This window comes from Sphingomonas phoenicis (assembly GCF_047238005.1).
Classification (GTDB): Bacteria; Pseudomonadota; Alphaproteobacteria; order Sphingomonadales; family Sphingomonadaceae; genus Sphingomonas.
Genome location: NZ_JBDFMC010000002.1, coordinates 2,789,768 through 2,810,979 on the forward strand (window position 1 = coordinate 2,789,768; position 21,212 = coordinate 2,810,979).

The 21,212-nt window shown below is 69.5% G+C and carries 21 protein-coding genes, 1 other RNA gene and 1 pseudogene; 7 read left to right on the forward strand and 16 right to left on the reverse strand.

The window, feature by feature from the left end; translation table 11 throughout:
* Positions 1 to 27: 27 nt before the first annotated feature.
* A complete protein-coding gene (locus ABC319_RS14330; protein ID WP_413070874.1) occupies positions 28 to 1,836 on the reverse strand; it encodes a glycoside hydrolase family 15 protein in 1,809 nt (602 codons plus the stop codon).
* Between the two features lie 141 nt (positions 1,837 to 1,977).
* Between ABC319_RS14330 and ABC319_RS14335 the strand changes: the two genes are divergently transcribed.
* Positions 1,978 to 3,111 carry a Gfo/Idh/MocA family protein gene (locus tag ABC319_RS14335; protein WP_413070875.1) on the forward strand — a complete coding sequence of 378 codons (1,134 nt, stop codon included), beginning with the start codon at positions 1,978 to 1,980 and terminating at the stop codon, positions 3,109 to 3,111.
* Positions 3,112 to 3,169: 58 nt separating this feature from the next.
* On the opposite strand, the gene ABC319_RS14340 is transcribed toward ABC319_RS14335, so the two are convergent.
* Positions 3,170 to 3,832: a nucleoside/nucleotide kinase family protein gene (locus ABC319_RS14340; RefSeq protein WP_413070876.1), complete on the reverse strand. Its 663-nt coding sequence runs from the start codon at positions 3,830 to 3,832 to the stop codon at positions 3,170 to 3,172.
* Entirely contained in the window at positions 3,829 to 4,107 is a 279-nt protein-coding gene (locus ABC319_RS14345; protein WP_413070877.1) for a chorismate mutase, read from the reverse strand. The genes ABC319_RS14340 and ABC319_RS14345 overlap by 4 nt, the downstream gene beginning before the upstream one ends.
* Before the next feature lie 135 nt (positions 4,108 to 4,242).
* Here ABC319_RS14345 and ABC319_RS14350 point away from each other — a divergent pair, with 135 nt between their 5' ends.
* On the forward strand, positions 4,243 to 5,253 hold the full coding sequence (locus ABC319_RS14350) for a polyprenyl synthetase family protein (RefSeq protein WP_413070878.1): 1,011 nt from the start codon (positions 4,243 to 4,245) through the stop codon (positions 5,251 to 5,253).
* Positions 5,254 to 5,403: 150 nt separating this feature from the next.
* Positions 5,404 to 5,790: an endonuclease domain-containing protein gene (locus ABC319_RS14355; RefSeq protein WP_413070879.1), complete on the forward strand. Its 387-nt coding sequence runs from the start codon at positions 5,404 to 5,406 to the stop codon at positions 5,788 to 5,790.
* 6 nt (positions 5,791 to 5,796) lie between these two features.
* Here the strand turns inward: ABC319_RS14355 and ABC319_RS14360 are convergent, their stop codons facing one another.
* Entirely contained in the window at positions 5,797 to 6,735 is a 939-nt protein-coding gene (locus ABC319_RS14360) for a cation diffusion facilitator family transporter (protein ID WP_413070880.1), read from the reverse strand.
* Positions 6,736 to 6,975: 240 nt separating this feature from the next.
* Here ABC319_RS14360 and hrpB point away from each other — a divergent pair, with 240 nt between their 5' ends.
* Entirely contained in the window at positions 6,976 to 9,426 is a 2,451-nt protein-coding gene (gene hrpB / locus ABC319_RS14365) for an ATP-dependent helicase HrpB (RefSeq protein WP_413070881.1), read from the forward strand.
* A 10-nt stretch (positions 9,427 to 9,436) separates the two neighbouring features.
* Positions 9,437 to 9,718: an ETC complex I subunit gene (locus ABC319_RS14370; RefSeq protein ID WP_413070882.1), complete on the forward strand. Its 282-nt coding sequence runs from the start codon at positions 9,437 to 9,439 to the stop codon at positions 9,716 to 9,718.
* 406 nt (positions 9,719 to 10,124) lie between these two features.
* On the opposite strand, the gene ABC319_RS14375 is transcribed toward ABC319_RS14370, so the two are convergent.
* Genes ABC319_RS14375 through ABC319_RS14390 form a run of 4 tightly spaced genes read right to left on the reverse strand, consistent with a single transcriptional unit; the run spans position 10,125 to position 12,818 of the window.
* Positions 10,125 to 10,655 (reverse strand): NUDIX hydrolase, encoded by a 531-nt coding sequence (locus ABC319_RS14375; RefSeq protein ID WP_413070883.1) that lies wholly within the window; start codon positions 10,653 to 10,655, stop codon positions 10,125 to 10,127.
* Positions 10,652 to 11,323 (reverse strand): TPM domain-containing protein, encoded by a 672-nt coding sequence (locus tag ABC319_RS14380; protein WP_413070884.1) that lies wholly within the window; start codon positions 11,321 to 11,323, stop codon positions 10,652 to 10,654. Before ABC319_RS14380 ends, ABC319_RS14375 begins: the two co-directional genes overlap by 4 nt.
* Positions 11,323 to 12,201: a TPM domain-containing protein gene (locus ABC319_RS14385; RefSeq protein ID WP_413071706.1), complete on the reverse strand. Its 879-nt coding sequence runs from the start codon at positions 12,199 to 12,201 to the stop codon at positions 11,323 to 11,325. The genes ABC319_RS14380 and ABC319_RS14385 overlap by 1 nt, the downstream gene beginning before the upstream one ends.
* 23 nt (positions 12,202 to 12,224) lie before the next feature.
* The gene (locus ABC319_RS14390; RefSeq protein ID WP_413070885.1) at positions 12,225 to 12,818 is read right to left on the reverse strand and encodes a LemA family protein; all 594 of its coding nucleotides are present in this window, start codon (positions 12,816 to 12,818) and stop codon (positions 12,225 to 12,227) included.
* A 115-nt stretch (positions 12,819 to 12,933) separates the two neighbouring features.
* On the opposite strand from ABC319_RS14390, the gene mscL reads away from it, so the two are divergent.
* Positions 12,934 to 13,380 carry a large conductance mechanosensitive channel protein MscL gene (mscL, locus tag ABC319_RS14395; RefSeq protein ID WP_413070886.1) on the forward strand — a complete coding sequence of 149 codons (447 nt, stop codon included), beginning with the start codon at positions 12,934 to 12,936 and terminating at the stop codon, positions 13,378 to 13,380.
* Here the strand turns inward: mscL and ABC319_RS14400 are convergent.
* Positions 13,377 to 13,808 (reverse strand): RrF2 family transcriptional regulator, encoded by a 432-nt coding sequence (locus tag ABC319_RS14400; RefSeq protein ID WP_413070887.1) that lies wholly within the window; start codon positions 13,806 to 13,808, stop codon positions 13,377 to 13,379. The genes mscL and ABC319_RS14400 overlap by 4 nt on opposite strands.
* Before the next feature lie 77 nt (positions 13,809 to 13,885).
* Between ABC319_RS14400 and ssrA the strand changes: the two genes are divergently transcribed.
* Positions 13,886 to 14,266: a transfer-messenger RNA gene (gene ssrA / locus ABC319_RS14405) on the forward strand.
* Between the two features lie 182 nt (positions 14,267 to 14,448).
* Here ssrA and ABC319_RS14410 read toward each other — a convergent pair.
* From ABC319_RS14410 to rbfA, 7 genes and pseudogenes are all read right to left on the reverse strand, one after another.
* Positions 14,449 to 15,405, reverse strand: a pseudogene (locus ABC319_RS14410) (acyltransferase family protein); the annotation flags it as partial.
* A 205-nt stretch (positions 15,406 to 15,610) separates the two neighbouring features.
* On the reverse strand, positions 15,611 to 16,282 hold the full coding sequence (locus ABC319_RS14415; RefSeq protein WP_413070888.1) for a GDSL-type esterase/lipase family protein: 672 nt from the start codon (positions 16,280 to 16,282) through the stop codon (positions 15,611 to 15,613).
* 164 nt (positions 16,283 to 16,446) lie between these two features.
* Positions 16,447 to 18,819 carry a polyribonucleotide nucleotidyltransferase gene (gene pnp, locus ABC319_RS14420; RefSeq protein WP_413070889.1) on the reverse strand — a complete coding sequence of 791 codons (2,373 nt, stop codon included), beginning with the start codon at positions 18,817 to 18,819 and terminating at the stop codon, positions 16,447 to 16,449.
* Between the two features lie 162 nt (positions 18,820 to 18,981).
* The gene (gene rpsO, locus ABC319_RS14425; protein WP_413070890.1) at positions 18,982 to 19,251 is read right to left on the reverse strand and encodes a 30S ribosomal protein S15; all 270 of its coding nucleotides are present in this window, start codon (positions 19,249 to 19,251) and stop codon (positions 18,982 to 18,984) included.
* A 21-nt stretch (positions 19,252 to 19,272) separates the two neighbouring features.
* Positions 19,273 to 20,184, reverse strand: a complete 912-nt coding sequence (truB, locus tag ABC319_RS14430; RefSeq protein WP_413070891.1) for a tRNA pseudouridine(55) synthase TruB — start codon at positions 20,182 to 20,184, stop codon at positions 19,273 to 19,275.
* Between the two features lies 1 nt (position 20,185).
* Complete coding sequence (locus ABC319_RS14435) at positions 20,186 to 20,785, reverse strand: thymidine kinase (RefSeq protein WP_413070892.1); 600 nt, start codon at positions 20,783 to 20,785, stop codon at positions 20,186 to 20,188.
* Positions 20,786 to 20,792: 7 nt separating this feature from the next.
* Entirely contained in the window at positions 20,793 to 21,179 is a 387-nt protein-coding gene (rbfA, locus tag ABC319_RS14440; protein WP_413070893.1) for a 30S ribosome-binding factor RbfA, read from the reverse strand.
* Between the last annotated feature and the right edge of the window lie 33 nt (positions 21,180 to 21,212).

Sequence of the window (21,212 nt, forward strand, 5' to 3'; positions counted from 1 at the left end):
TCCCGCCGGTACTTGCTAAGCTCCCTGCTAAAGCTCGGCCCCTGCCAGCGTCGCGATCGCCTGGATGATCGCCAGATGGGTCAGCCCCTGCGGCGTGTTGCCCAGAAAGGCATGGGTGTCCGGGTCGATCATCTCGGCATAGGTGCCGACCCCGCGGCTGCCCAGCACCTCCATCGCCGCGGAGAAGTCCGCCTCCGCCCGCTCCGCCTGTCCCAGCAGCACCCGCGCCTCGACCATCCAGAAGGTGCAGGCGAGGAAACAGCCCTCCTCCCGGTCCATCCCGGTGTAGCGATAATGGAACCCGCCCTTGCCCAGCTCGCGGTCGATCGCGTCGAGCGTGCGTTCCAGCCGGTCGTTGCCGTCGAAGCGGAACCGCACCGCCAGCGCCAGCGATGCATCGAGCATGTCGGCGCCCGGGTACATCAGGTACGCGCCCCGCTCCTCCGACCAGCAATGCTCCTCGATCCACGCGGCGATGCGGTCGCGCTCGCGCATCCAGCGATCGCGACAGGTCGTCGGCATCTGCCCGGCATCGACAAGCTCCACGGCGCGCTGCAACGCCTGCCAGCAGCTGATCTTCGACATGGTGTAATGCTGCGCCTCGGGCAGTTCCCAGATGCCGGCATCCTTCAGCCGCCACGTGTCGGCGCAAAGGTCGGCCAGGTGCGACAACGTCTCCGCACTCGCCGAATCGAGCATGTTGCCACACGCGACGAAGCGCCCGGCCGTCTCGAAGATGTCGCCATAGATGCCGTGCTGGTGCTGGTCGCCGGCGATGTTGCCCAGCACGACCGGGCGCGATCCGCGCCAGCCGGGCAGGTCCAGCGTCTCCGGCGGCGGTACGTGTTCGCCGGTGACGGTGTAGCAGACCTGCGGCTGGCCATCGCCCAGCCGCTTCAGCAGCCAGGTCAGCGCCGCCTTCGCCTCCGCCCAGGCGCCGATCCGCAGGAACGCCTTGATGGTGTAGCCGGCGTCGCGGATCCAGGCGAAGCGGTAGTCCCAGTTCTTGGTGCCGCCGATCCCCTCGGGCAGCGACGTCGTCGCCGCCGCCACGATCGCGCCGGTCGGCGAATACAGCAGCAGCTTCAGCGCCAGCGCACTGCGGATCAGCTGGCCGCGATGGGGCCCGTCGTGCCGGATCAGCGCGCTCCAGTCCCGCCACTCGCGATCGGACCGGTCGATGCGCGCGTCGATGTCGGCGATCGGCGGCACGACCAGCGGCTCGTCCTCTCCCGCCACGATCGCCACCGTCGCCCGCTCGCCGGCGGTCAGCGGGATAGTGGCGGCGATCCGCTCGTCGTCCATCCGGTCGATCCGCACGTTGTCGCTGCGCAGGAACAGGCCCAGCACGCTGCCGACGTGGAAGATGTCGTGGTGTCCCGCCCGCGACAGGTACGGGCTCACCGTATCCCACCGCCGGCCGAACCGCAGGTCCAGGGCGAACCGCACCTGCCCCTCCAGGCAATCGATCCGGCGCGCCAGTTCCGCCCAGGGCAGGCGGCCCGCCGTGCCGCTGTTCAGCGATTCGGTCAGCACGGCGCGCCCGGTCGCGGTGGTGAACACCGTCTCCAGCACGTTGCTGTCCTCGCGGTAACGACGCTCGACCTCGTACGGATCGGCGGGCGCGATCACGAAGCGGCCACCCTCGTCGGCGCTCAGCAACCGGTCGAACAGCGGCGGCGAATCGATATTGGGCACGCACCACCAGTCGATCGACCCGTCCGCGCCGCTCAGCGCCACCGCCCGGCCATCCCCCAGTGCGCCATATTCCTCCAGCGGCAGATACCCCGCCTCGTCCCTGTTCGCGCCACATTGTTGCCGGGGTGATGAAGTCACTCGGATGATCCAGATCGTTGATTGATGCAGGTAAAACGTCACCGGACGCCGTCGGTGCCACGCCCGTACCCGTGGCGCCGCCGATGGAGAGAAGCCGGCGGTGGGGCGTTGTCGCCGCTCGGCAGATCTGGAGTAACGGGAATGAGCATCGCATCCGCATTCGGGTTCGGCGACGGCAAGAAGGTCCGCTACGCGGTCGTCGGGCTGGGCGACATCGCGCAATCGGCGATGCTGCCGGGCATCGAGCATACCGGCAACTCCACGCTGGTCGCGCTGGTCAGCGGCACCCGCGACAAGGCGCAGGCGGTGGCGGAACGCTACGGCGTGACCGACACCTATAGCTATGACGAGTTCGACCGGCTGCTGGCGTCGGGCACGATCGATGCGGTGTATCTGGCCACCCCCAACTGGCGCCACGCCGAATTCGCCATCCCCGCGCTGAACGCCGGGATCAGCGTGCTGTGCGAGAAGCCGCTGGAGGTCTCGGTCGAAAAGGCGGAGGCGATGCGCGCCGCCGCCGCCGCCTCGTCGGCGAAGCTGATGACCGCGTACCGCCTCCATTTCGAGCCCGCTACCCTCGATGCGATCGCCCGCATCCGCGACGGCGAGCTGGGCCAACTGGTCGCCTTCACCTCGTGCTTCGGCCAGATGGCCGATCCGGCCAACCACCGGGTCAAGCACGGGATCGAGGCGGGGCCGCTGTTCGACATGGCCCCCTATCCGATCAACGCCACCCGCTACCTGTTCGGCGACGAGCCCGACGAGGTGATCGCCGCCGTCGGTACGCGCCATCCCGAATCCGGCTTTCCGCAGGATTTCGACGACACCGTCGCGGTCACGCTGCGCTATCCCGGCAACCGGCTGGCGCAGTTCACCGTCTCGTACTTCGCCAACGACGTCGACAGCTACATCATCGCCGGGACCAAGGGCTCGATCCACATGAGCCCCGCCTTCGGCTGGCAATCGGCGCTGGAGCAGAATCGGACGGTCAGCGACAAGAAGACGCATGAGGCATTCCGCCAGACCGATCATTTCGGCGGCCAGATGCGCTACTTCTCCGCCTGCATCCTGGAAGGCCGCGATCCCGAGCCGGACGCGGAGGAGGGGATCGCCGATCTGCGCGTGATCGAGGGGATCGTCCGTGCGCTGGAAACCGGCCAGCCGCAGAAACTGCCGCCCTTCACCCGCACCCGGCGGATCGATCCCGATCAGGTCGAGACGCTGCGTGCCGTCTCCTCGCCCGATCCGGTCGGCGCCTCCTCGCCGACGCGGTGACCGTCGGGGCCGGTCTCCCTCATCCTCCCGGCGCAGCGGGGCGGGCGGGGGCGGCCGGCTATCCGACCAGCCCGACGACCTCGCTCGCGATCTCCCGCGGCGGGCGCAGCGCACCATCGGCCAGCGTCGACACCGTCGCCCAGCGTCCCAGCAGCCCCTCCGCCGCCATCGCGGCATAGTTGGCGCGGACTCGCGTCTGCAGCGTCAGGTCCGCCTCGTACGTGTCCAGCGCCTCGTCGGTATAGCTGCGCCGGCGCTTGCGCAGGATCAGCCCGCGCGCGACGTCGACCGGGGTGTCGAGATAGATCGACAGGTCCGGCAGCGGCAGGCCGAACTGCTCGACCTCCAGCCGCGCGATCCAGCCCATCAGCTCGCGCGCCTCGCCGGCGCCGACCTGCGCCGCCTGATACGCCATGTTCGACGCGATGTAACGGTCGAACACCACTACCTCGTGCCGCGCCGCCGCCGCCGCGATCACCGCCGCCGATTCGAACCGGTCGAGCGCGTACAGCGTCGCGATCGCGCGCGGTCCCGCTTCATGGGGCAGGCGCCCGCCCAGATACTCGCCCAGCACATGCCCGCCCAGCGTCTCGGCATAGCGGGGGAAGGACAGGACGACCGCCGAACGGCCGGCGGCGTTCAACTGCGCCGCGATCTCGGCCGCCGCGGTCGCCTTGCCCGCGCCGTCGCCGCCCTCGATCGCCAGCAGCAGCCCGCTCACGCCTGCATCTGCGCGTGGTGGCGGATCACCTCGTCGATAATGAACCGGAGGAATTTCTCGGAGAATTCGGGATCCAGCTGGGCATCCTCGGCCAGGTGGCGCAGCCGTGCGATCTGCCGTTCCTCGCGGCCCGGATCGGCCGGCGGCAGCCCCGCCCGTGCCTTGTAGCGGCCGACCGCCTGCGTTACCTTGAACCGCTCCGCCAGCATGTGCACCAGCGCCGCGTCGATATTGTCGATCGACTGGCGATAGCCGTTCAGCACCTCGTCGCTCATCGATCGCTCCTTGACCGCCTCCGCCGCCCTTTGCGGCGCCCGCCCGGCTTAGGCAAGGGGCGGGGTGGGAGGCGGGGTGGGCGGGGACGCGGGCGGGGTTGCGTTCGCGCACGCTAGCCGCCACTTGGGGGTCAGATGACTGCGACTGTCCATCGCCTGCGCGACCGCACCCCCTCGCTCGATCCCATGCTGGGCCTCGTCGCGGGCGACATGAATGCCGTGAACGCGGTGATCCTCGATCGGATGCAGTCGCAGATTCCGCTGATTCCCGAACTGGCCGGCCACCTGATCGCGGGCGGGGGCAAGCGGATGCGGCCGATGCTGACCTTGGCCAGCGCGCGGCTGATCGGCTATACCGGCACCCGCCATCACCGCCTCGCCGCTGCCGTCGAGTTCATCCACACCGCCACGCTCCTCCACGACGACGTCGTCGACGGCAGCGACCTGCGGCGCGGCCGGCGCACCGCGAACATCATCTGGGGCAATCCCGCCAGCGTGCTGGTCGGCGATTTCCTGTTCAGCCGCAGCTTCGAGCTGATGGTGGAGGACGGCAGCCTGAAGGTGCTGAAGATCCTCTCCAATGCCTCCGCCGTGATCGCGGAGGGAGAGGTGAACCAGCTGACCGCCGCCCGCCGCGTCGATCTGGGCGAGGATCGCTATCTCGACATCATCGGCGCCAAGACCGCCGCGCTCTTCGCCGCCGCCTGCCGCATCGCCGCCGTCGTCGCCGAACGCCCGGAAGGCGAGGAGATGGCGCTCGACGCCTATGGCCGCAATCTGGGCATCGCGTTCCAGCTGGTCGACGACGCGATCGATTACGTGTCCGACGCGGGCACGATGGGCAAGGATGCCGGCGACGACTTCCGCGAGGGCAAGATGACGCTGCCCGTCATCCTCGCCCACGCCCGCGGCACGCCCGAGGAGCGGCGGTTCTGGAAGGACGCGGTCGAGGGGCGGCGCGACACCGACGCGGATTTCGCCCACGCGATCGAGCTGGTGCGCAAGACCCGCGCCGTCGACGACACCCTCGCCCGCGCCCGCCACTACGGCCAGCGCGCCATCGACGCGATCGCACGGTTCCCGGACGGTGCGGCGAAGGACGCGATGGTCGAGGCGGTCGAGTTCGCGGTGGCGCGGGCTTACTGAGCGAAGCCCGCGCCACCCGGCCGGCGGGTCGGCGCAGCAGATCCCGTTCGACGACGTGGAGGGCGCTGCCGCGCGCTCTTCTCCCCTCCCTGACAAGGGAGGGGCCGGGGGTGGGTTGCTCGCCGCATCACGGCGCGGCATCCTGATGCGATGCCCCGCCTGCCGCCCCTCGCCACGGAACGCGCGCGAGAGCTGCGCAACAATGCGACCGCACAGGAACGGGCGATCTGGCACCGGGTCCGTCACCACCGGCCGCGGTTCACGCGCCAGCTGCCGATCGGACCCTATGTGGTCGACCTCGCCTGTCGCACGCGGCGCATCGCCATCGAGTTCGACGGCAGCCAGCATCTGGAGAGCGGTGGCTATGACGCGCGGCGAACCGCCTTCCTCCGGGATCTGGGCTGGACGGTGCTGCGGTTCTGGAACAGCGAGGTAGACTCGAATCCGGACGGCGTAGCGGCGGTCATCCTGGCGACCGTCGACGGCGCCAACGGGCCGACCCACCCCCGACCCCTCCCTGTCAGGGAGGGGAGTTAGTTCGGCTCAACAACCCCCCGCGCAATCCCCGCCCGTCTCCACCTGCAGCGTTGCGTGTCCGATGCCGAACCGGTCGCGCAGCATCGTCTGAGCGTCGCCCAGAAAGCCGTCGCCCGGATGCCCCGCGGGCATCAGCAGGTGTGCGGTCAGCACCGGTTCGGTGGTCGACATCGGCCAGATGTGCAGGTCGTGCAGCTTCGCCACGCCGGGCAGCGCGACCAGTGCCGCCGACACCTCGTCGTAATCGATCCCGCGCGGCACGCCTGCCAGCGCCATCTCGGTCGTCTCCTTCAGCAGGCCCCAGGTCTGCCAGAAGATCAGCGCCGCGATCACCAGGCTGACGACCGGATCGATCCAGCCGATACCGGTCGCCCAGATCGCGATTCCCGCCAGCACGACGCCTGCCGACACCAGCGCGTCCGCCGCCATGTGCAGATACGCGCCGCGGATGTTGACGTCGCCGTGCCGCCCGCGCGCGAACAGCCAGGCGGTGAAGGCGTTGACCGCGATTCCCGCGCCCGCGACCATCGACACCGTCAGCCCCGACACGGTGGGTGGCGCCCCGATCCGCTGCACCGCCTCCAGCACGATCGCGCCCAGCGCCACCAGCAGCAGCAGCGCATTGAGCAGCGCCGCCAGGATTGTCGATCCTTTAAGCCCATAGGTGAAGCGCTTGGTCGCCGGCCGCTTCGCCAGCGACGCGCCGCCCCATGCCACCGCCAGGCCCAGCACGTCGGACAGGTTGTGGCCGGCATCGGCGAGCAGCGCGACCGATCCGGTCCACAGCCCGAACCCCGCCTCCGCGACGACATAGAGGAGGTTCAGCCCGATCCCGATCGCGAACGCGCGGTCGAACGAGGCCGGCGCATGCGCGTGGCCGTGATGGCCATGGCCGCCATGGCCGTGCCCATGATCATGGCCGTGGTGATGATGGTGCCCGCTCACCGGCCCTGTCTATCGCGGAACGCGGCAGGTGGAAACTACGTGTTCCCGCGAGCCCGGTTCTCCCGCGCAGGCGGGAGAGCGGGCGACACCGTCGTCCGGCCCTGTCCTTCACGCGCCCGTCTGTGGCAAGACGGCGTCCATGATGTCGCGCTTTCCCCGCCCCTGCCATCGTTCCAACCAGCCACCCCCGACATTGTCCGCCGCACGCTCCGCAACCCGCAACATCCTCGACATTCGCCGATGACCCTGCCGATCCACGCCGTCCTGCCCGATCTGCTCGCCGCGCTGCGGGCGGGGCCCAACGCCGTCCTCGTCGCGCCGCCCGGCGCCGGCAAGACCACCGCCGTCGCCCCCGCGCTGCTGGCCGAGGCGTGGTGCACCGGCGAGGTTCTGCTCCTCTCCCCACGCCGCCTCGCCGCGCGGGCCGCGGCAGAGCGGATGGCGGCACTGGCCGGCGAGGCCGTCGGTGCCACCTTCGGCTACGCCACGCGCATGGATTCGCGCCGGTCGGCGGCGACGCGGGTGACGGTCGTCACGCAGGGCATCTTCGTCAATCGTATCCAGGCGGATCCCGAACTGGCCGGCGTGTCGGCGGTGCTGTTCGACGAGGTGCACGAGCGCAGTCTGGACGGCGACGTCGCACTCGCCTTCGCCCTCGACACGCAGGGTGCCTTTCGCCCCGATCTCAGGCTGGTGGCGATGTCGGCGACGCTGGACGGCGCCCGCTTCGCCGCGCTGATGAGCGGTGACGATCCGGCCGGCGCGCCGGTGATCGAGAGCGAGGGACGCAGTCATCCGCTCACGCTCCACCATATCGGCCGTGCCGCCGAACGGAGGGTGGAGGACGACATGGCCGCCGCGATCCGGCTGGTCCTGCGCGAGGAAGAGGGCGGGGTGCTGGCCTTCCTGCCCGGCGTCGCCGAGATCGAGCGGGTGGCCGAGCGGCTGGATCCGCTGCCCGCCGGCGTGGTGCTGCACCGCCTGCACGGCACGCTCGACCCCGCCGAGCAGCGCGCCGCCATCCTGCCGGGTCCCCCTGCCGACCGCAAGCTGGTGCTCGCCACCTCGATCGCGGAAACCAGCCTGACGCTCGACGGCATCCGCGTGGTGGTCGATGCCGGGCTGGCGCGCCGCCCCCGCTACGACCGGGCCGCCGGCATGACCCGGCTGTCGACCGAGCGGGTCAGCCAGGCCGGCGCCACCCAGCGCGCCGGCCGCGCCGCGCGGCAGGGACCGGGCAGCGCGTACCGCCTGTGGGAAGAGGCGGCGACCGCCGGCCTGCCGCGCTTCGACCCGCCCGAGATGCTGGAAGCCGACCTGTCCGGCCTCGTCCTCGCCGCGGCGATCTGGGGCGTCGGCGACCTGCGCGAGCTGCGCTGGATCGACCCGCCGCCCGCCGCCGCGGTGGCGGAGGCGAAGGCGCGGTTGGCGACGCTCGGCGCGCTCGACGATGCCGGTCGCCCGACCGCGCATGGCCGGCGGATCGCGACGATGCCGATGCCGCCGCGCCTCGCCCATATGCTGCTGGGCGCCGGGGAGCGCGGGCTGGGCGCCACCGCGGCCGAGGTCGCGGTGCTGCTGTCGGAGCGCGGGATCGGCGGCAACGATCCCGATCTGGAGGTGCGCCGTCGTCGCTGGCGGACCGAGCGGGGGCCGAAGGCGACCGGCGCCCGCCGGCTGGCGGAACGCTGGACGGGAATGGCCGGCGGCGCGGGCGACCGGCGCGACGGGGAGGGGGCGTGCATCGCGCTCGCCTTCCCCGATCGGGTGGCCCGCCGCCGCGACGCGTCGGGCGAGAACTGGGCCAGCGTCGGCGGGCGCGGCTTCCGCCTCGACGCCACGTCGCCGCTCGCCCGCAGCGAGTGGCTGGCGGTGGCGGAGACGCAAGGGGTGGCGTCGGGCGCACGCATCCTCGCCGCCGCCGCGATCGATCAGGCGGAGGTCGAGACCCTGTTCGCCGACCGGATAGAGGCGCGGCGCACCGTCGCCTTCGATCCGGCGACCGGCGGCGTGCAGGCGCTGCGCGAGCGGCGGCTGGGGGCGCTCCGCCTCCGCTCGGGCCCCGATGCCGACGCCGATCCCGCCGCGATCGAGGCGGCGCTGCTCGCCGGCGTCCGCACGCATGGTCTGTCGCTGCTGCCATGGGACGACCGTGCCGCCGCGCTGACGGTGCGCGCCGGCTATACCGGCATCGATACCGCCGCGCTGCTGGCCGAGCGGCTGGACGAATGGCTGCCGCCGCTCCTTTCGGGCAAGCGCCGGCTCGACCAGATCGCGCCCGGCGCGCTGGTCGAATCGATGCGCGACACGATCGGGTGGGACGCGATGCGCCGGATCGATCGCGCCGCGCCGTCGCACTTCACCAGCCCCGCCGGCAGCGGCCACGCGATCGATTACGGGGCGGAGGGCGGCCCGCGCGTCGAGCTTCGGGTACAGGCGCTGTTCGGCCTCGCCGAACACCCGGGTGTGGGGGAGGGGCGGGTGCCGCTGGTCCTGTCGCTGACCAGCCCGGCCGGGCGCCCGATCCAGACGACGCGCGATCTGCCCGGCTTCTGGGCGGGCAGCTGGGCGGCAGTGGCGAAGGAGATGCGCGGTCGCTATCCCCGCCATCCCTGGCCCGACGATCCCGCCGGTGCGGCGGCGACGCTGCGCACCAAAAATGCGGATGCGCGCGCGCGCGGTTCGCGATAAGGGGGCAGCCATGGCAACCGCTCGCATCTTCCAGCGTCCCAAGAACTCGATGCAGTCCGGCCGCGCCCGGACCGATCAGTGGCAGCTCGAGTTCGAACCGTCGGAGGCCAAGCGCCCCGACCCGCTGACCGGCTGGGCCGGCAGCGGCGACACCCGCGACCAGATCCGCCTGCTGTTCCCGACACTGGAGGCCGCGATCGCCCATTGCGAGCGCGAGGGTCACGACTACACCGTCGTCCCCGCGCCCGAGAAGAAGCTGAAGCTCCAGGCCTACGCCGACAATTTCCGCTGACGGTCGACCGGCAGGCCGCTGCCCGGGCACTTTCCTACACGTACCGACATGACGTACGACGAAGCGGCTATTTGAACCCGCGAACCGGCCTGGTGGTGCGAAACCGCGCGTTGCCTACATCTGCGCGTCGGCGAACGAATGCACGGCGCGACGATCGCCAACACCCCCCTTGTGGGGAGAGGAGACTGCCACCACCCCGGCGAAGGCCGGGGTCCAGTTGGAACGGCCGTCCTGACGATGCGCAACGCCTCTCTCTGGTGTCCCCCCAACTGGACCCCGGCCTTCGCCGGGGTGGTGCCTCGGATCGAATGGATCGCCCCCCAAACTACTGTAGACTAACGAAAAGCTCGCGATTAAGATACCAAACTGCCGCGTCCCGCAACACGTCGTACGCCTTACCTTAGCCTTACCTTCCGCCGTTCCCCATTGTCGCGACGTCCAGTACCAGCAGTATCTTGGCATCGATCGCCAGCCCGGCATCGCGCGCCCGTTGGACATAAGAAGCCACCTCGGTGAGCGGCACCAGATGGACGGTGATGTCCTCGTCACCCGCGCCGCCGCCCTCGCCGACCCGGGTCAGCCCGGTCGCCCGCACGATCGTGAAGCTTTCGGACGTCATTCCCGGCGACGAGTAGAACAGGCCCAGATCCTCGACCTGTGCCGGTCGAAAGCCCGTCTCCTCCTCCAGCTCGCGCGCCGCGGCATCGGCCAGCGACTCGCCCGCCTCTTCGTCGCCGACCAGTCCGGCGGGCAGTTCCAGCGTGCGGCAGCCGATCGGGATGCGGTACTGCTCGACCAGCACCAGCCGTCCGTCGTCGTCGACCGCGACGATGACCGCCGCGCCGATCCGCCCCTTGCGCTCCGCATATTCCCAGGTGCCGCTCTGGCGGACGGTCAGATAGCGGCCTTCCCAGACGGTATCGGAGGCGTCGCTCACAGCTCGATCAGCCGGTCAGGCAGCTCGTTGGTGTCGTCGCTGGAGCGGGGGAAATGCTCGGCCAGCACCACCCCGATCCGCTCCACCGCGGCGGCCATGCCGTCGCCCGGGCGCCCGTCCTTCACCGCGACGATCAGCGCCGCCATCGCCTCGCCCCAGACGTCCGGCGACACGCGGGTGTGGATGGTGGCATCCGCCACGATCTCTGCCCGGTGCTCGGCCAGCGACAGGTAGAGGAGCACGCCGGTGGCGTTGCGCGTCCGCGCCTCGGCCGCGGTGCGGAACAGCATCAGCGCGCGTCGCCGCACCCGTCGCGCCCGCGTCGCCTTCGGCGTCAGCGCCATGCGCAGCGGCGCCCAGTTCAGCGCCACGCGCACGATCAGGAAGGCGACCGTCATCGCGACCAACGCCAGCGTGAACAGCATCCTCGATGTGGGCGCCTCGCCCCACGGATCGGCGACCAGCGCGTGCAGCCACTCCGCCGCACCGGGGATCGAGGCGAGCAGCGCCAGCACCAGCAGCATCGCCAGCACCGCCCAGTGCAGCGCGACGTCGTGATACGGATCGGACTGGCGCGCGACGATCGTCACGATCTCGCCATCGGTGCCGGCTTCGGCCGCCGCCACCGCGGTGGTGACGCGATCGTGATCGGCTTCGCTCAGGCGCATCACCAGTCCCCCGAGGCGCCACCGCCACCGAAATCGCCACCGCCGCCGCCGGTGAAGCCGCCGCCGCCCCAGCTGCCATCGCTGCCGCCACCACCGCCGCCACCGCCCCAGCCACCGAGGCCGCCGCCGCCACGGCTGCGGCCGATCTCGTTGGCAATCCCCCGCAACACGATCGGCAGCACGCCACTGCTGTCGCCGCCGCCGCCGCCGCGATACCGTTGCCCGCGCCCGCCACGATGCCGCGCGAACGACAGCAGGACGAACGCGGCCACCATGCCAAAGAAGATCAGCCCAAGCGGAAATCCTCCTTTGTCACCCGAGCTGCTGCGCCGATGGGTCCGGTCGAACTGCGCCGCCGCGGTATCGGTCCGTGTCTTCGCTTCATCCGGGTTGGCGGCCAGCTGCTCGATGATCGCGTCGGTCCCGGCCACGATCGCCTGCGGCACCTGCCCGGCGCGGATCAGCGGCATCATGCGCTGGTTGATGATGACGCTGGACAGCGCGTCGGTCAGCACCGGCTCCAGTCCGCGACCCACCTCGATCCGCGGCCCGCGCTGTCCCGCCGGATTGCCCGGCGCGACGAGCAGGATCGCCCCGTTGTCGACATCGCTCAGCCCCACGCCCCACGCGCGGCCCAGTCGGTATCCGTAATCCTCCAGCGGAAACCCTTGCGTGTCGGGCACCGTGACGACCACCAGCTGGCGCTTCTGGTTCTTTTGCAACGCCTCCAGCTTGGCGGTCAGCCCCGCTTCCTCTGCGGGGGGCAGCACATCGGCCGCATCGACGACCAGTCCTGTGAACTTGGGAAAGGTCTGCGCGCCAGCCGTCGTGCCCGTCGCCGCCAGCAGCAGCAACGTCAGGCACAGACGCCGGATCATGGACAGGCCGGGCACGATCCGGCTCAGTTCGTGTTCCCGAAATTCACCTGCGGCGCGGTGTCGGCGCCCGGCGTCGTCGCCTGGAACGGGGTGATCGGCTTGGCACCGTAGAAGATCTTGGCGCCGACCGCGTCGGGGAAGGTGCGGATGCGGGTGTTATAGGCCTGCACCGCCTGGTTGTAATCGTTGCGGGAGATCGCGATGCGGTTCTCCGTGCCCTCCAGCTGGCTCATCAGCGTCGTGTAGTTGCCCTGGCTGCGCAGCTCCGGATAGGCCTCCTGCAGCCGCTGCAGCGACAGCGTCACCGCGTTCTGCGCCCGCTCGAAATTGGCCACCGCGGCCGGATCGGTCAGCTGGTCGCCCGACACGCGCACCTGGCTGGCACCGGCGCGTGCCTGCGTCACCTGAACCAGCACGTCCTTCTCCTGCGCACCGGCCGCCTTCACCGTGGCGACCAGGTTGGGGATCAGGTCGGCGCGGCGCTGATAGTTGTTCTGCACGTCGGCCCAGCGCGCCTTCACCGCTTCCTCCGCCGTCGGGATCGAGTTGATGCCGCAGCCGGCGAGCGTCAGCGCGAGACCGGCGACGAGGGCGGGACGGGCGTAAACACGATGCATGGGACGTGGCTCCTGATTACCTGTCCTATCCATATAGAACACAGGAGCGGCTTGGCGAAGAGGCAATCGTCCGATACGCTTCCGCGCAGTTAATGGCGGGAAAAGGCGAAGGAAGATGCTCAACGAGTTCAAGGCCTTCATCATGCGCGGCAACGTGCTCGACCTGGCCGTCGCCGTCATCATCGGTGCGGCGTTCGGACGCATCGTCACTTCGCTGACCGACGACATCCTGATGCCGATCATCGGCAAGATCTTCGGTGGCCTCGATTTCTCCAGCTACTTCCTGACCATGGGTCCGGTGCCCGCGGCATTGCAGGGATCGAGCGACTATGCGGCGCTGAAGAAGGCGGGCGTGCCGCTGCTCGGCTATGGCGAGTTCATCACCGTGCTGGTCAACTTCCTGATCGTCGCCTTCATCATCTTCATGATCGTCCGCTCGGTGAACCGGGCGCTGGCCCGGTTCGAGCGTGAGAAGCCGGCCGCGGCGCCGGCGGTCGATCCGGCCGAGGTCGTCCTGCTTCGCGAGATCCGCGACGAGCTGAAGGCCCGCCCGCGGAGCTAGGCGGCGGCCAGATCCTCTGCGGTGGCATCGGCCAGGCTGGTGCCATCCAGGATCCGCGCGGTCTCGTCGCGCACCCGCATCATCGCGTGGCGGATGGCGCAGTCCGCCTCGCTCTTGCAGTCCAGGCAGCGGCGATAGGCGGTGCGGCTGACGCAAGGGACCAGCGCCAGCGGCCCCTCGATCACACGGATGATATCGCCCAGCGAGATCAGGTGAGACGGCCGCGCGAGATAGTAACCGCCCAGCTTGCCGCGATGGCTCAGCACCAGGCTGGCATCGCGCAGGTCGGCCAGGATCAGTTCGAGGAACTTGCGCGGGACGTTCGCCTCCGCGGCGATGCGCCCCATCGGGGTGGGAGGACCGCCTGCTGGCTGCTTGGCGAGGAACAGCATCGCACGCAGGCCGTACCGGGAACGCTGGGTCAACATGATCGGCGCGCTATGCACCGCCTTTGTGGCAAGCGGAAGGCGCCCGGCGCAAAAGAGTCCGGATCAGGGTCCAGAAGCCGTTTGCACCCGGGCACCCGCGTTCCTATATCGGTCGATGCCGGGTTCGCCCGGCTATGGCGATAAAAGGCGGCGCGTAATAGACGCAGCGGACCCGGGGGCGGTACCCGGCGGCTCCACCATCGGAGCTGATCTGCCGAGGCGGCATGCATCACGCATGACGGCAAGGTCGATCAGCATCGTTGACGGGGCCGAACTAGGATCGACGTGTGTTGAAAAACGCTGCTCTTCGCTCGGAATGGGACCACCGCAACGGCCCATTACACAAGTGCCAACGATAACGAAGCACTCGCGATTGCGGCGTAACTGAGGGCCTAACGGCCTAAGGTTACTCCAAGATAGCGCGGTTGGACCCCACCGGGCAACAGAAGGGGATTCCAGCGGTACGGGGGGCACCGGGCAACAGAAGCTCCCCACTCGCTCGATCGCGCGTACCGCGCCTGCCGTCGGCTCGCCCGGCGAGCAACAGCGACAGAATGACCGAGTGCCTGACGGGCCCCGCCCAAATCAGATAGGATAGCCCGCCGCCGCCGACCAGCGCCGCTGCGAACATCGACCACGGACCCCAGCCGAGCGGCGCCAGGGCGCTCTTGATCGCCGCCATCACCGGGTAATGCACTAGGTACATCGTGAACGACGCCTCGCCCAGGTGACGAAGCAGCCGCGGCGCGCGACGAACCGCAAAGGCCGATCGCAGCATCAGGGCCGCAGCAGCGGGGGGCGCCGCCGCAACGCTGGCGATATGGACGAACTGGTCCAACGCAATGGGCAGGGTCAGTCCGGCCGGCCGTGGCAGTCGCCACAGGATGTTGACGATCGCCACCGTGCCCAGGATCGCCAGCGGGAGCGTCATCCGGCTGCAAAAGCCACGCCGGAGGGCGGGGGTGCGCGCCAGTACGAAGCCCAGCAGGAACATCGGCGCATAGCCCGCGGCCAGCCAGAACTGCGCGGTCAGCGCGACCAGGGGCGGTGGCACGCAGCGCTCGACGACGATCAGCGCGGCGACCATCAGGCTGAAAGACGCCGCGGCGGTCGCGATCATCAGCACCGCCTGGGTGGGTGCCTTGTCGTGGACGCGGGTATCCAGCCGGTCGAGCGCTGACCAGCCGATGCCACCCAGCCGATGCGCGGCATAGCCGATCAGCATGTATCCGATCAGCGCCACCATGAACCAGAGGTGATAGAGCAGGAAGGCCGGTGCCCCGGGCTCGCTGCGGACCATGCCGGTCAGGGGGCACAGGACCGCGATGCCGAACAGCGTCGGCACGCCCAGCCGGATCAGCCGGCGCCGCAACCAGCGACGACCATCGCCATGCCGGATCAGCGCCGCTGCCGTCAGTAGCCCGGCGATGAGGAAGAAGCAGCCCATTCTGAACATGGCCGATGCGACAGTGATTGCGTTCAGCCCGGGCAGGCTCTCGTCTCCCATGGTCGCATGGACCAGCAGCCCACCCAGCATCAGGGAGGCACGCCAGACCGCGATGCCCTCCAGCCGCTGCGATGCCAGGCTGCGGGGCATCAGGCGGGCGCGCCGGGGATACGCGGGATGCGGCCCGTCACGAGCGTAGGTCGGCGTCGTACCGGGATCGATGGCGTGCTGCCGGTCATCGGCAGCGGTTGTTCAGCGGGGCTGGTTAACGCCGCACCCGGCGAGCGGCGTTACGGCCGCGTCGTGCTGACGATGGCGCCGAAGCCTGCGCAACCCGCCGTGTGCGGCCGGTCGATCAGCGGCGACGGGAGCAGGCGGCGCGCCAACCGGGCAGGATTCGGTCGAGCGCCGGGCGCAAGGCGCGCGTCCAGATCGCGTAACCCGCCGGGTTCATGTGGACCCCGTCCTCCACGTAGTAGGGGCCGGGTCGGCCGCCATCGAGCATCGCGGCCCGGATATCGACATAATCGAGATCCGGGCGCTGTGCCGCCAGCCGGGCGACGCCGGCATCATAGGCCTGTTGTCGCGGGCGGTTCGCCCATCGTGCCGGCCCCGGCTTCACCGACACCGCGATCACCGGCACGCCACCGAGCCGCCGGTCCTTCAATGCCAGGAAGGTGCGGAAATCCTGCAGCGCCCGTTCGGCGCTGCCGCCGGCCGCGATGTCGTTCTCACCGCCGTAGAAGACGATCGCGGCCGGGCGGCCGGCCGGCGGCTCCTGCGCGAGGCCGGCGTTCAGATCGGGGATGACCGCGCCGCCGATGCCGCTGTTGCGCACCCGCCACGGCGCGAAGTCCGCCGCGAGGGTGGACCAGCGTTCGATCGTGGAACTGCCGATGAACCATATCGCGCAACGGTCCAGCGGCTGATCGCGGCCGGGCAGGGGACCGGCGTTCGCCCCGGTGCCGACACCAAGGGCCAGCAGCGCGGCAAGGAACAGGAACGGCGGGCGCCAGGATCGTATCATCGCGGGCGGTACGTAGGACGGATGGGTGTCGGCCAGCAAGCGATAGGACGCCGTGCCGGTTCTGGGCGGACGATGCGGTGGTGCGGGGCAGTGCGGCCGATCACCACGAAAAAGGGCCCGGATCGCTCCGGGCCCTTTCTCTTGTTCGCCGCTGGCGAAGGTCGTCAGTCGCGATCGCCGGTCAGGAAGGCAGGCGCGAACTCCGGCGCGGGGCCGTCATCGTTGCCGCCGCCACGCGGGGTCCGGTCGCCACCTTCGTTGCGGGGACCACGATCGCCACGGTCGCGACGCGGGCCGCCACGGCCCTCGCCACCGCCACCATCGCGGCGCGGACCACGGCCACCGCCGTCGCGATCGCCACCGCCGCTGCGCGGACCGCGCGGGCCACGATCGCCGCCCTCACGCGGCTCGCGGGCAGGACGGGTGTCCTCCAGCTCGGCACCCGTTTCCTGGTCGACGACGCGCATCGACAGGCGAACCTTGCCGCGTGGATCGATCTCGAGAACCTTGACCTTCACGGCCTGGCCCTCGGACAGTGCGTCCGACACCTTCTCGACCCGCTCGTTCCTGATCTCCGAAACGTGGACCAGACCGTCCTTGCCGCCCATGAAGTTCACGAACGCGCCGAAATCGACGAGGTTGACGACCTTGCCGTCGTAGATCTTGCCGACCTCGGCCTCTTCGACCAGGCCCTTGATCCACTTGACCGCCGCCTCGATCTGCGACGGATCGGACGACGACACCTTGATCACGCCCTCGTCGTCGATGTCGACCTTGGCGCCGGTGGTCGCGACGATCTCGCGGATCACCTTGCCGCCGGTGCCGATGACTTCGCGGATCTTCGACTTGTCGATCGTGAACGTCTCGATGCGCGGGGCGTGCGCCGACAGCTCGGTGCGCGTCGAGTCGAGCGCCTTCGCCATCTCGCCCAGGATGTGGGCGCGGCCCTCATGCGCCTGGGCCAGCGCGACCTTCATGATCTCCTCGGTGATCCCGGCGATCTTGATGTCCATCTGGAGCGACGTGATGCCCTCCGACGTGCCGGCGACCTTGAAGTCCATGTCGCCCAGGTGATCCTCGTCACCCAGGATGTCGGACAGGACGGCGAAGTCCTTGCCCTCGAGGATCAGGCCCATCGCGATGCCCGACACCGGCCGCTTGATCGGCACGCCGGCATCCATCAGCGCCAGCGAACCGCCGCACACCGTCGCCATCGACGACGAGCCGTTCGACTCGGTGATGTCGCTGGTGACGCGGATCGTGTAGGGGAATTCCTCCTTGGTCGGCAGCACCGGATGCAGCGCGCGCCATGCCAGCTTGCCATGGCCGACTTCGCGACGGCCGGGCGCGCCGAAACGGCCCACTTCGCCGACCGAATAGGGCGGGAAGTTATAGTGCAGCATGAAGTGCTGGTACGACAGGCCGTTCAGCCCGTCGATCATCTGCTCGGCGTCACGCGTGCCCAGCGTCGTGGTGGCGATGGTCTGCGTCTCGCCGCGGGTGAACAGCGCCGATCCGTGCGCGCGCGGCAGGAAGTGGACCTCCGCCTCGATCGGACGAACCGTGCTGGTGTCACGGCCGTCGATACGGCGGCCGGTCTTCAGGATCGCGGTGCGGACGATGTCCGCCTCCAGCTTCTTCACCAGCTTCAGCGTGCCCAGATACTCGGCCGGGTTGCTGTGCTTCAGATCCTCGAACGCCTCGCGCGCCTTGGCGCGGGCATCGTTGATCGCGGTCTGGCGGGCCTGCTTGTCGGTCAGCTTGTACGCCGCCTCCATGTCCTTGCCGATCAGCTTCTTCAGCTTGGCCTTCGCCTCGGTCTGGTCGACCGACTGCTTCAGCTCCCACGGCTCCTTCGCGGCCTGCTCGGCCAGCTTGATGATCGCGTCGATCACCTGCTGCGACGCCCTGTGCGCGAACATCACCGCGCCCAGCATGACCTCTTCCGACAGCTCCTTGGCCTCGGACTCGACCATCATCACCGCGTCGTGGGTCGCCGCGACCATCAGATCCAGCTCGCCGGTGGCGATCACCGCATCCGACGGGTTCAGCTGATACTCGCCGTCCTTGTAGCCGACGCGCGCCGCGCCGATCGGGCCCATAAAGGGCACGCCCGACAGTGTCATCGCGGCCGACGCGGCGATCATCGCCAGCAGGTCGGGCTCGTTCTCGCCGTCATAGCTCATCACCTGCGCGATGCAGTTGATCTCGTTGTAGAACCCTTCCGGGAACAGCGGGCGGATCGGGCGATCGATCAGGCGGCTGACCAGCGTCTCACGCTCGGTCGCGCCCCGCTCGCGCTTGAAGAAGCCGCCGGGGATGCGGCCGCTGGAGGAGAACTTCTCCTGATAGTGGACGGTCAGCGGGAAGAAATCCTGTCCCTCCTTCACCGACTTGGCAGCGGTCACGGCACATAGCACCACCGTTTCGCCGAGCGTCGCGATCACGGCGCCATCGGCCTGGCGGGCGACCTTGCCCGTCTCGAGGGTCAGCGTCTTGCCGCCCCACTCGATTTCCACCTTCTTGGTATCGAACATATGCATATCCTTCACTCCGGCGGCCCTATGCCGGCCGGGGCCTGTCTGCGGACTAAGCCGGTCCGCGGCGGTGCGGAGCGAGTTGTCGCTCCTTTGAGGGCGGCGTCGCCGGATTGCGCGCCGCCGATGCGAGAAGGGCGACCCAGCGGGCCGCCCTTCCGGTTACTTGCGAAGGCCGAGCTTCGCGATGAGATCGAGGTAGCGCTGACCGTCCTTGTGACGGAGATAATCCAGCAGCGAGCGACGCTTGTTCACCAGCATCAGAAGGCCACGACGCGAGTGGTTGTCCTTCTTGTGGCTCTTGAAATGCTCGGTAAGGTTGCGGATCCGCTCGGTCAGGATGGCGACCTGTACCTCGGGCGAACCGGTGTCGCCGTCCTGCCGCGAATGTTCCTTGACCAGCTCGGTCTTGCGCTCTGCGGTAATCGTCATGTTTCGTCCTTCGACATCGTTCTACAGGTTGAAGCCGCGCACCACGCGGACCTCTCCGCCACGCACATCGACGAGCGCGATGGCCACGTCCCGGTACGTCGCAAGGGCCGCGCCATCGGTGGCGGCGGTCCCGACCAGCACACGCCCCTGTCGGAGCGCTCCTGCCTGGTCGGGGTCGAGAGGAAGAGCCGGGATGTCGTCCAGCCCCGCCCTCAATGGCAGGAGTATCTGTTCAAGGGCGCGCGCCTGCCCGAGTTCGCCCAATTTGTCCAGCGATATCGCCCCGGACAGGTCGAACGGCCCCGCCCTGGACCGGCGCAGCATGGTGACATGACCGACCGTGCCCAGCGCCAGCGCGACGTCACGGGCGAGCGAGCGGATATAGGTGCCCTTCGACACACGGGCGAGCAGCGTGACCTCTTCCAGCTGCAGCGCGTCATCGTCATGGCAGCGAGGGTCGGCATCATGGACGGTGAGCGAATGCACCGTCACATCCCGGCTCGCCAACACCACCTCTGCCCCGGCGCGCGCCAGGTCATAGGCCCGCTCGCCATCGACCTTCAGCGCGGAATAGGCCGGCGGCACCTGGCTGATCGCACCGGTGAACCGCCGCAGCACCGACGCCAGCGCCGTCGCGGTCGGGCGCGTCTCGCTGGTCGCGATCACCTTGCCTTCGGCGTCGAGCGTATCGGTCTGCTCGCCGAAGCGGATCGTGAAGGCATAGACCTTGTCGCTGTCCAGCAACCGCCCGGCCAGCTTCGTCGCCTCGCCGATCGCGATCGGCAGCACGCCCGTCGCCAGCGGGTCCAGCGTACCGCCGTGGCCGACCTTGAACTTGCCGTAGCCACCGTCGCGCAGCGCCCGCTTGACCGCCGATACGCCCTGCGTCGAGCCGAGCCCCAATGGCTTGTCGAGGATGATCCAGCCGTGCACGTCAGCGGCACGCCGACGAGGGGCCGTCGCCCAGCGCCTCGCTGAAGTGGCGGCGGCACAGCGCCACATAGCGATCGTTGCCGCCGATCTCGGTCTGCTGCCCTTCCGCGATCGCATGGCCGGCAGCGTCGACGCGCAGGTTCATCGTCGCCTTGCGCCCGCACACGCACACCGACTTGATCTCGATGAGCGCATCGGCCAGCGCCAGCAGCCGCGCCGACCCGTCGAACAGCGCGCCGCGAAAGTCGGTGCGCAGCCCGTACGCGACCACCGGGATATCCGACACGTCCGCCAGACAGGCGAGCTGGTCGACCTGCGCTGCCGTCAGGAACTGCGCCTCGTCGACCAGTACGCAGGCGATCGTGTCGCTGCGATGCCGGTCGAGGACGCAGGCGGCGATGTCGGTCGCCGCATCGAACGGCGTGGCCTGTGCCTCCAGCCCGATCCGGGAGGTGATCGTCCCGGCCGCGAACCGCGTGTCGATCGCCGCCGTGAACAGCATCGTCGCCATCCCCCGCTCGCGATAGTTGAAGTCGGCCTGGAGCAGGTTGGTCGACTTTCCGGCGTTCATCGACGCATAGTAGAAATAAAGCTTCGCCACTCGAAGATCAGTCGGTGCCGAGATCGCGCGCGACGGTCGGCTGGCGGAGCAGGGTGTCGATGTGGCTGCCCTCGTCGAAGCTCTCGTCCGCCAGGAACTTCAGCCTGGCCGCATATTTGTTCTGGACGCGGTGGGCGACCTCGCGCTGGAGATAGGCGGTGTTGGTGCGCAACGCCTTCAGCACCGCCGCCTCGTCCTTGCCCAGCAGCGGTTTCACGAACACCGTCGCGTGGCGGAGATCGGGGGACATGCGCACCTCGGTCACCGACACCATGTGGCGGGCCAGCGTCTCGTCGTGAACGTCGCCGCGCTGCAGGATCTCCGACAGCACGTGACGCACCTGCTCGCCGACGCGGAGCGTCCGGACCGACTTTTCCTGGGGTTCTTTGTTCATCGCAGCATTGCCATTGCGTCACCCCGGCACCGG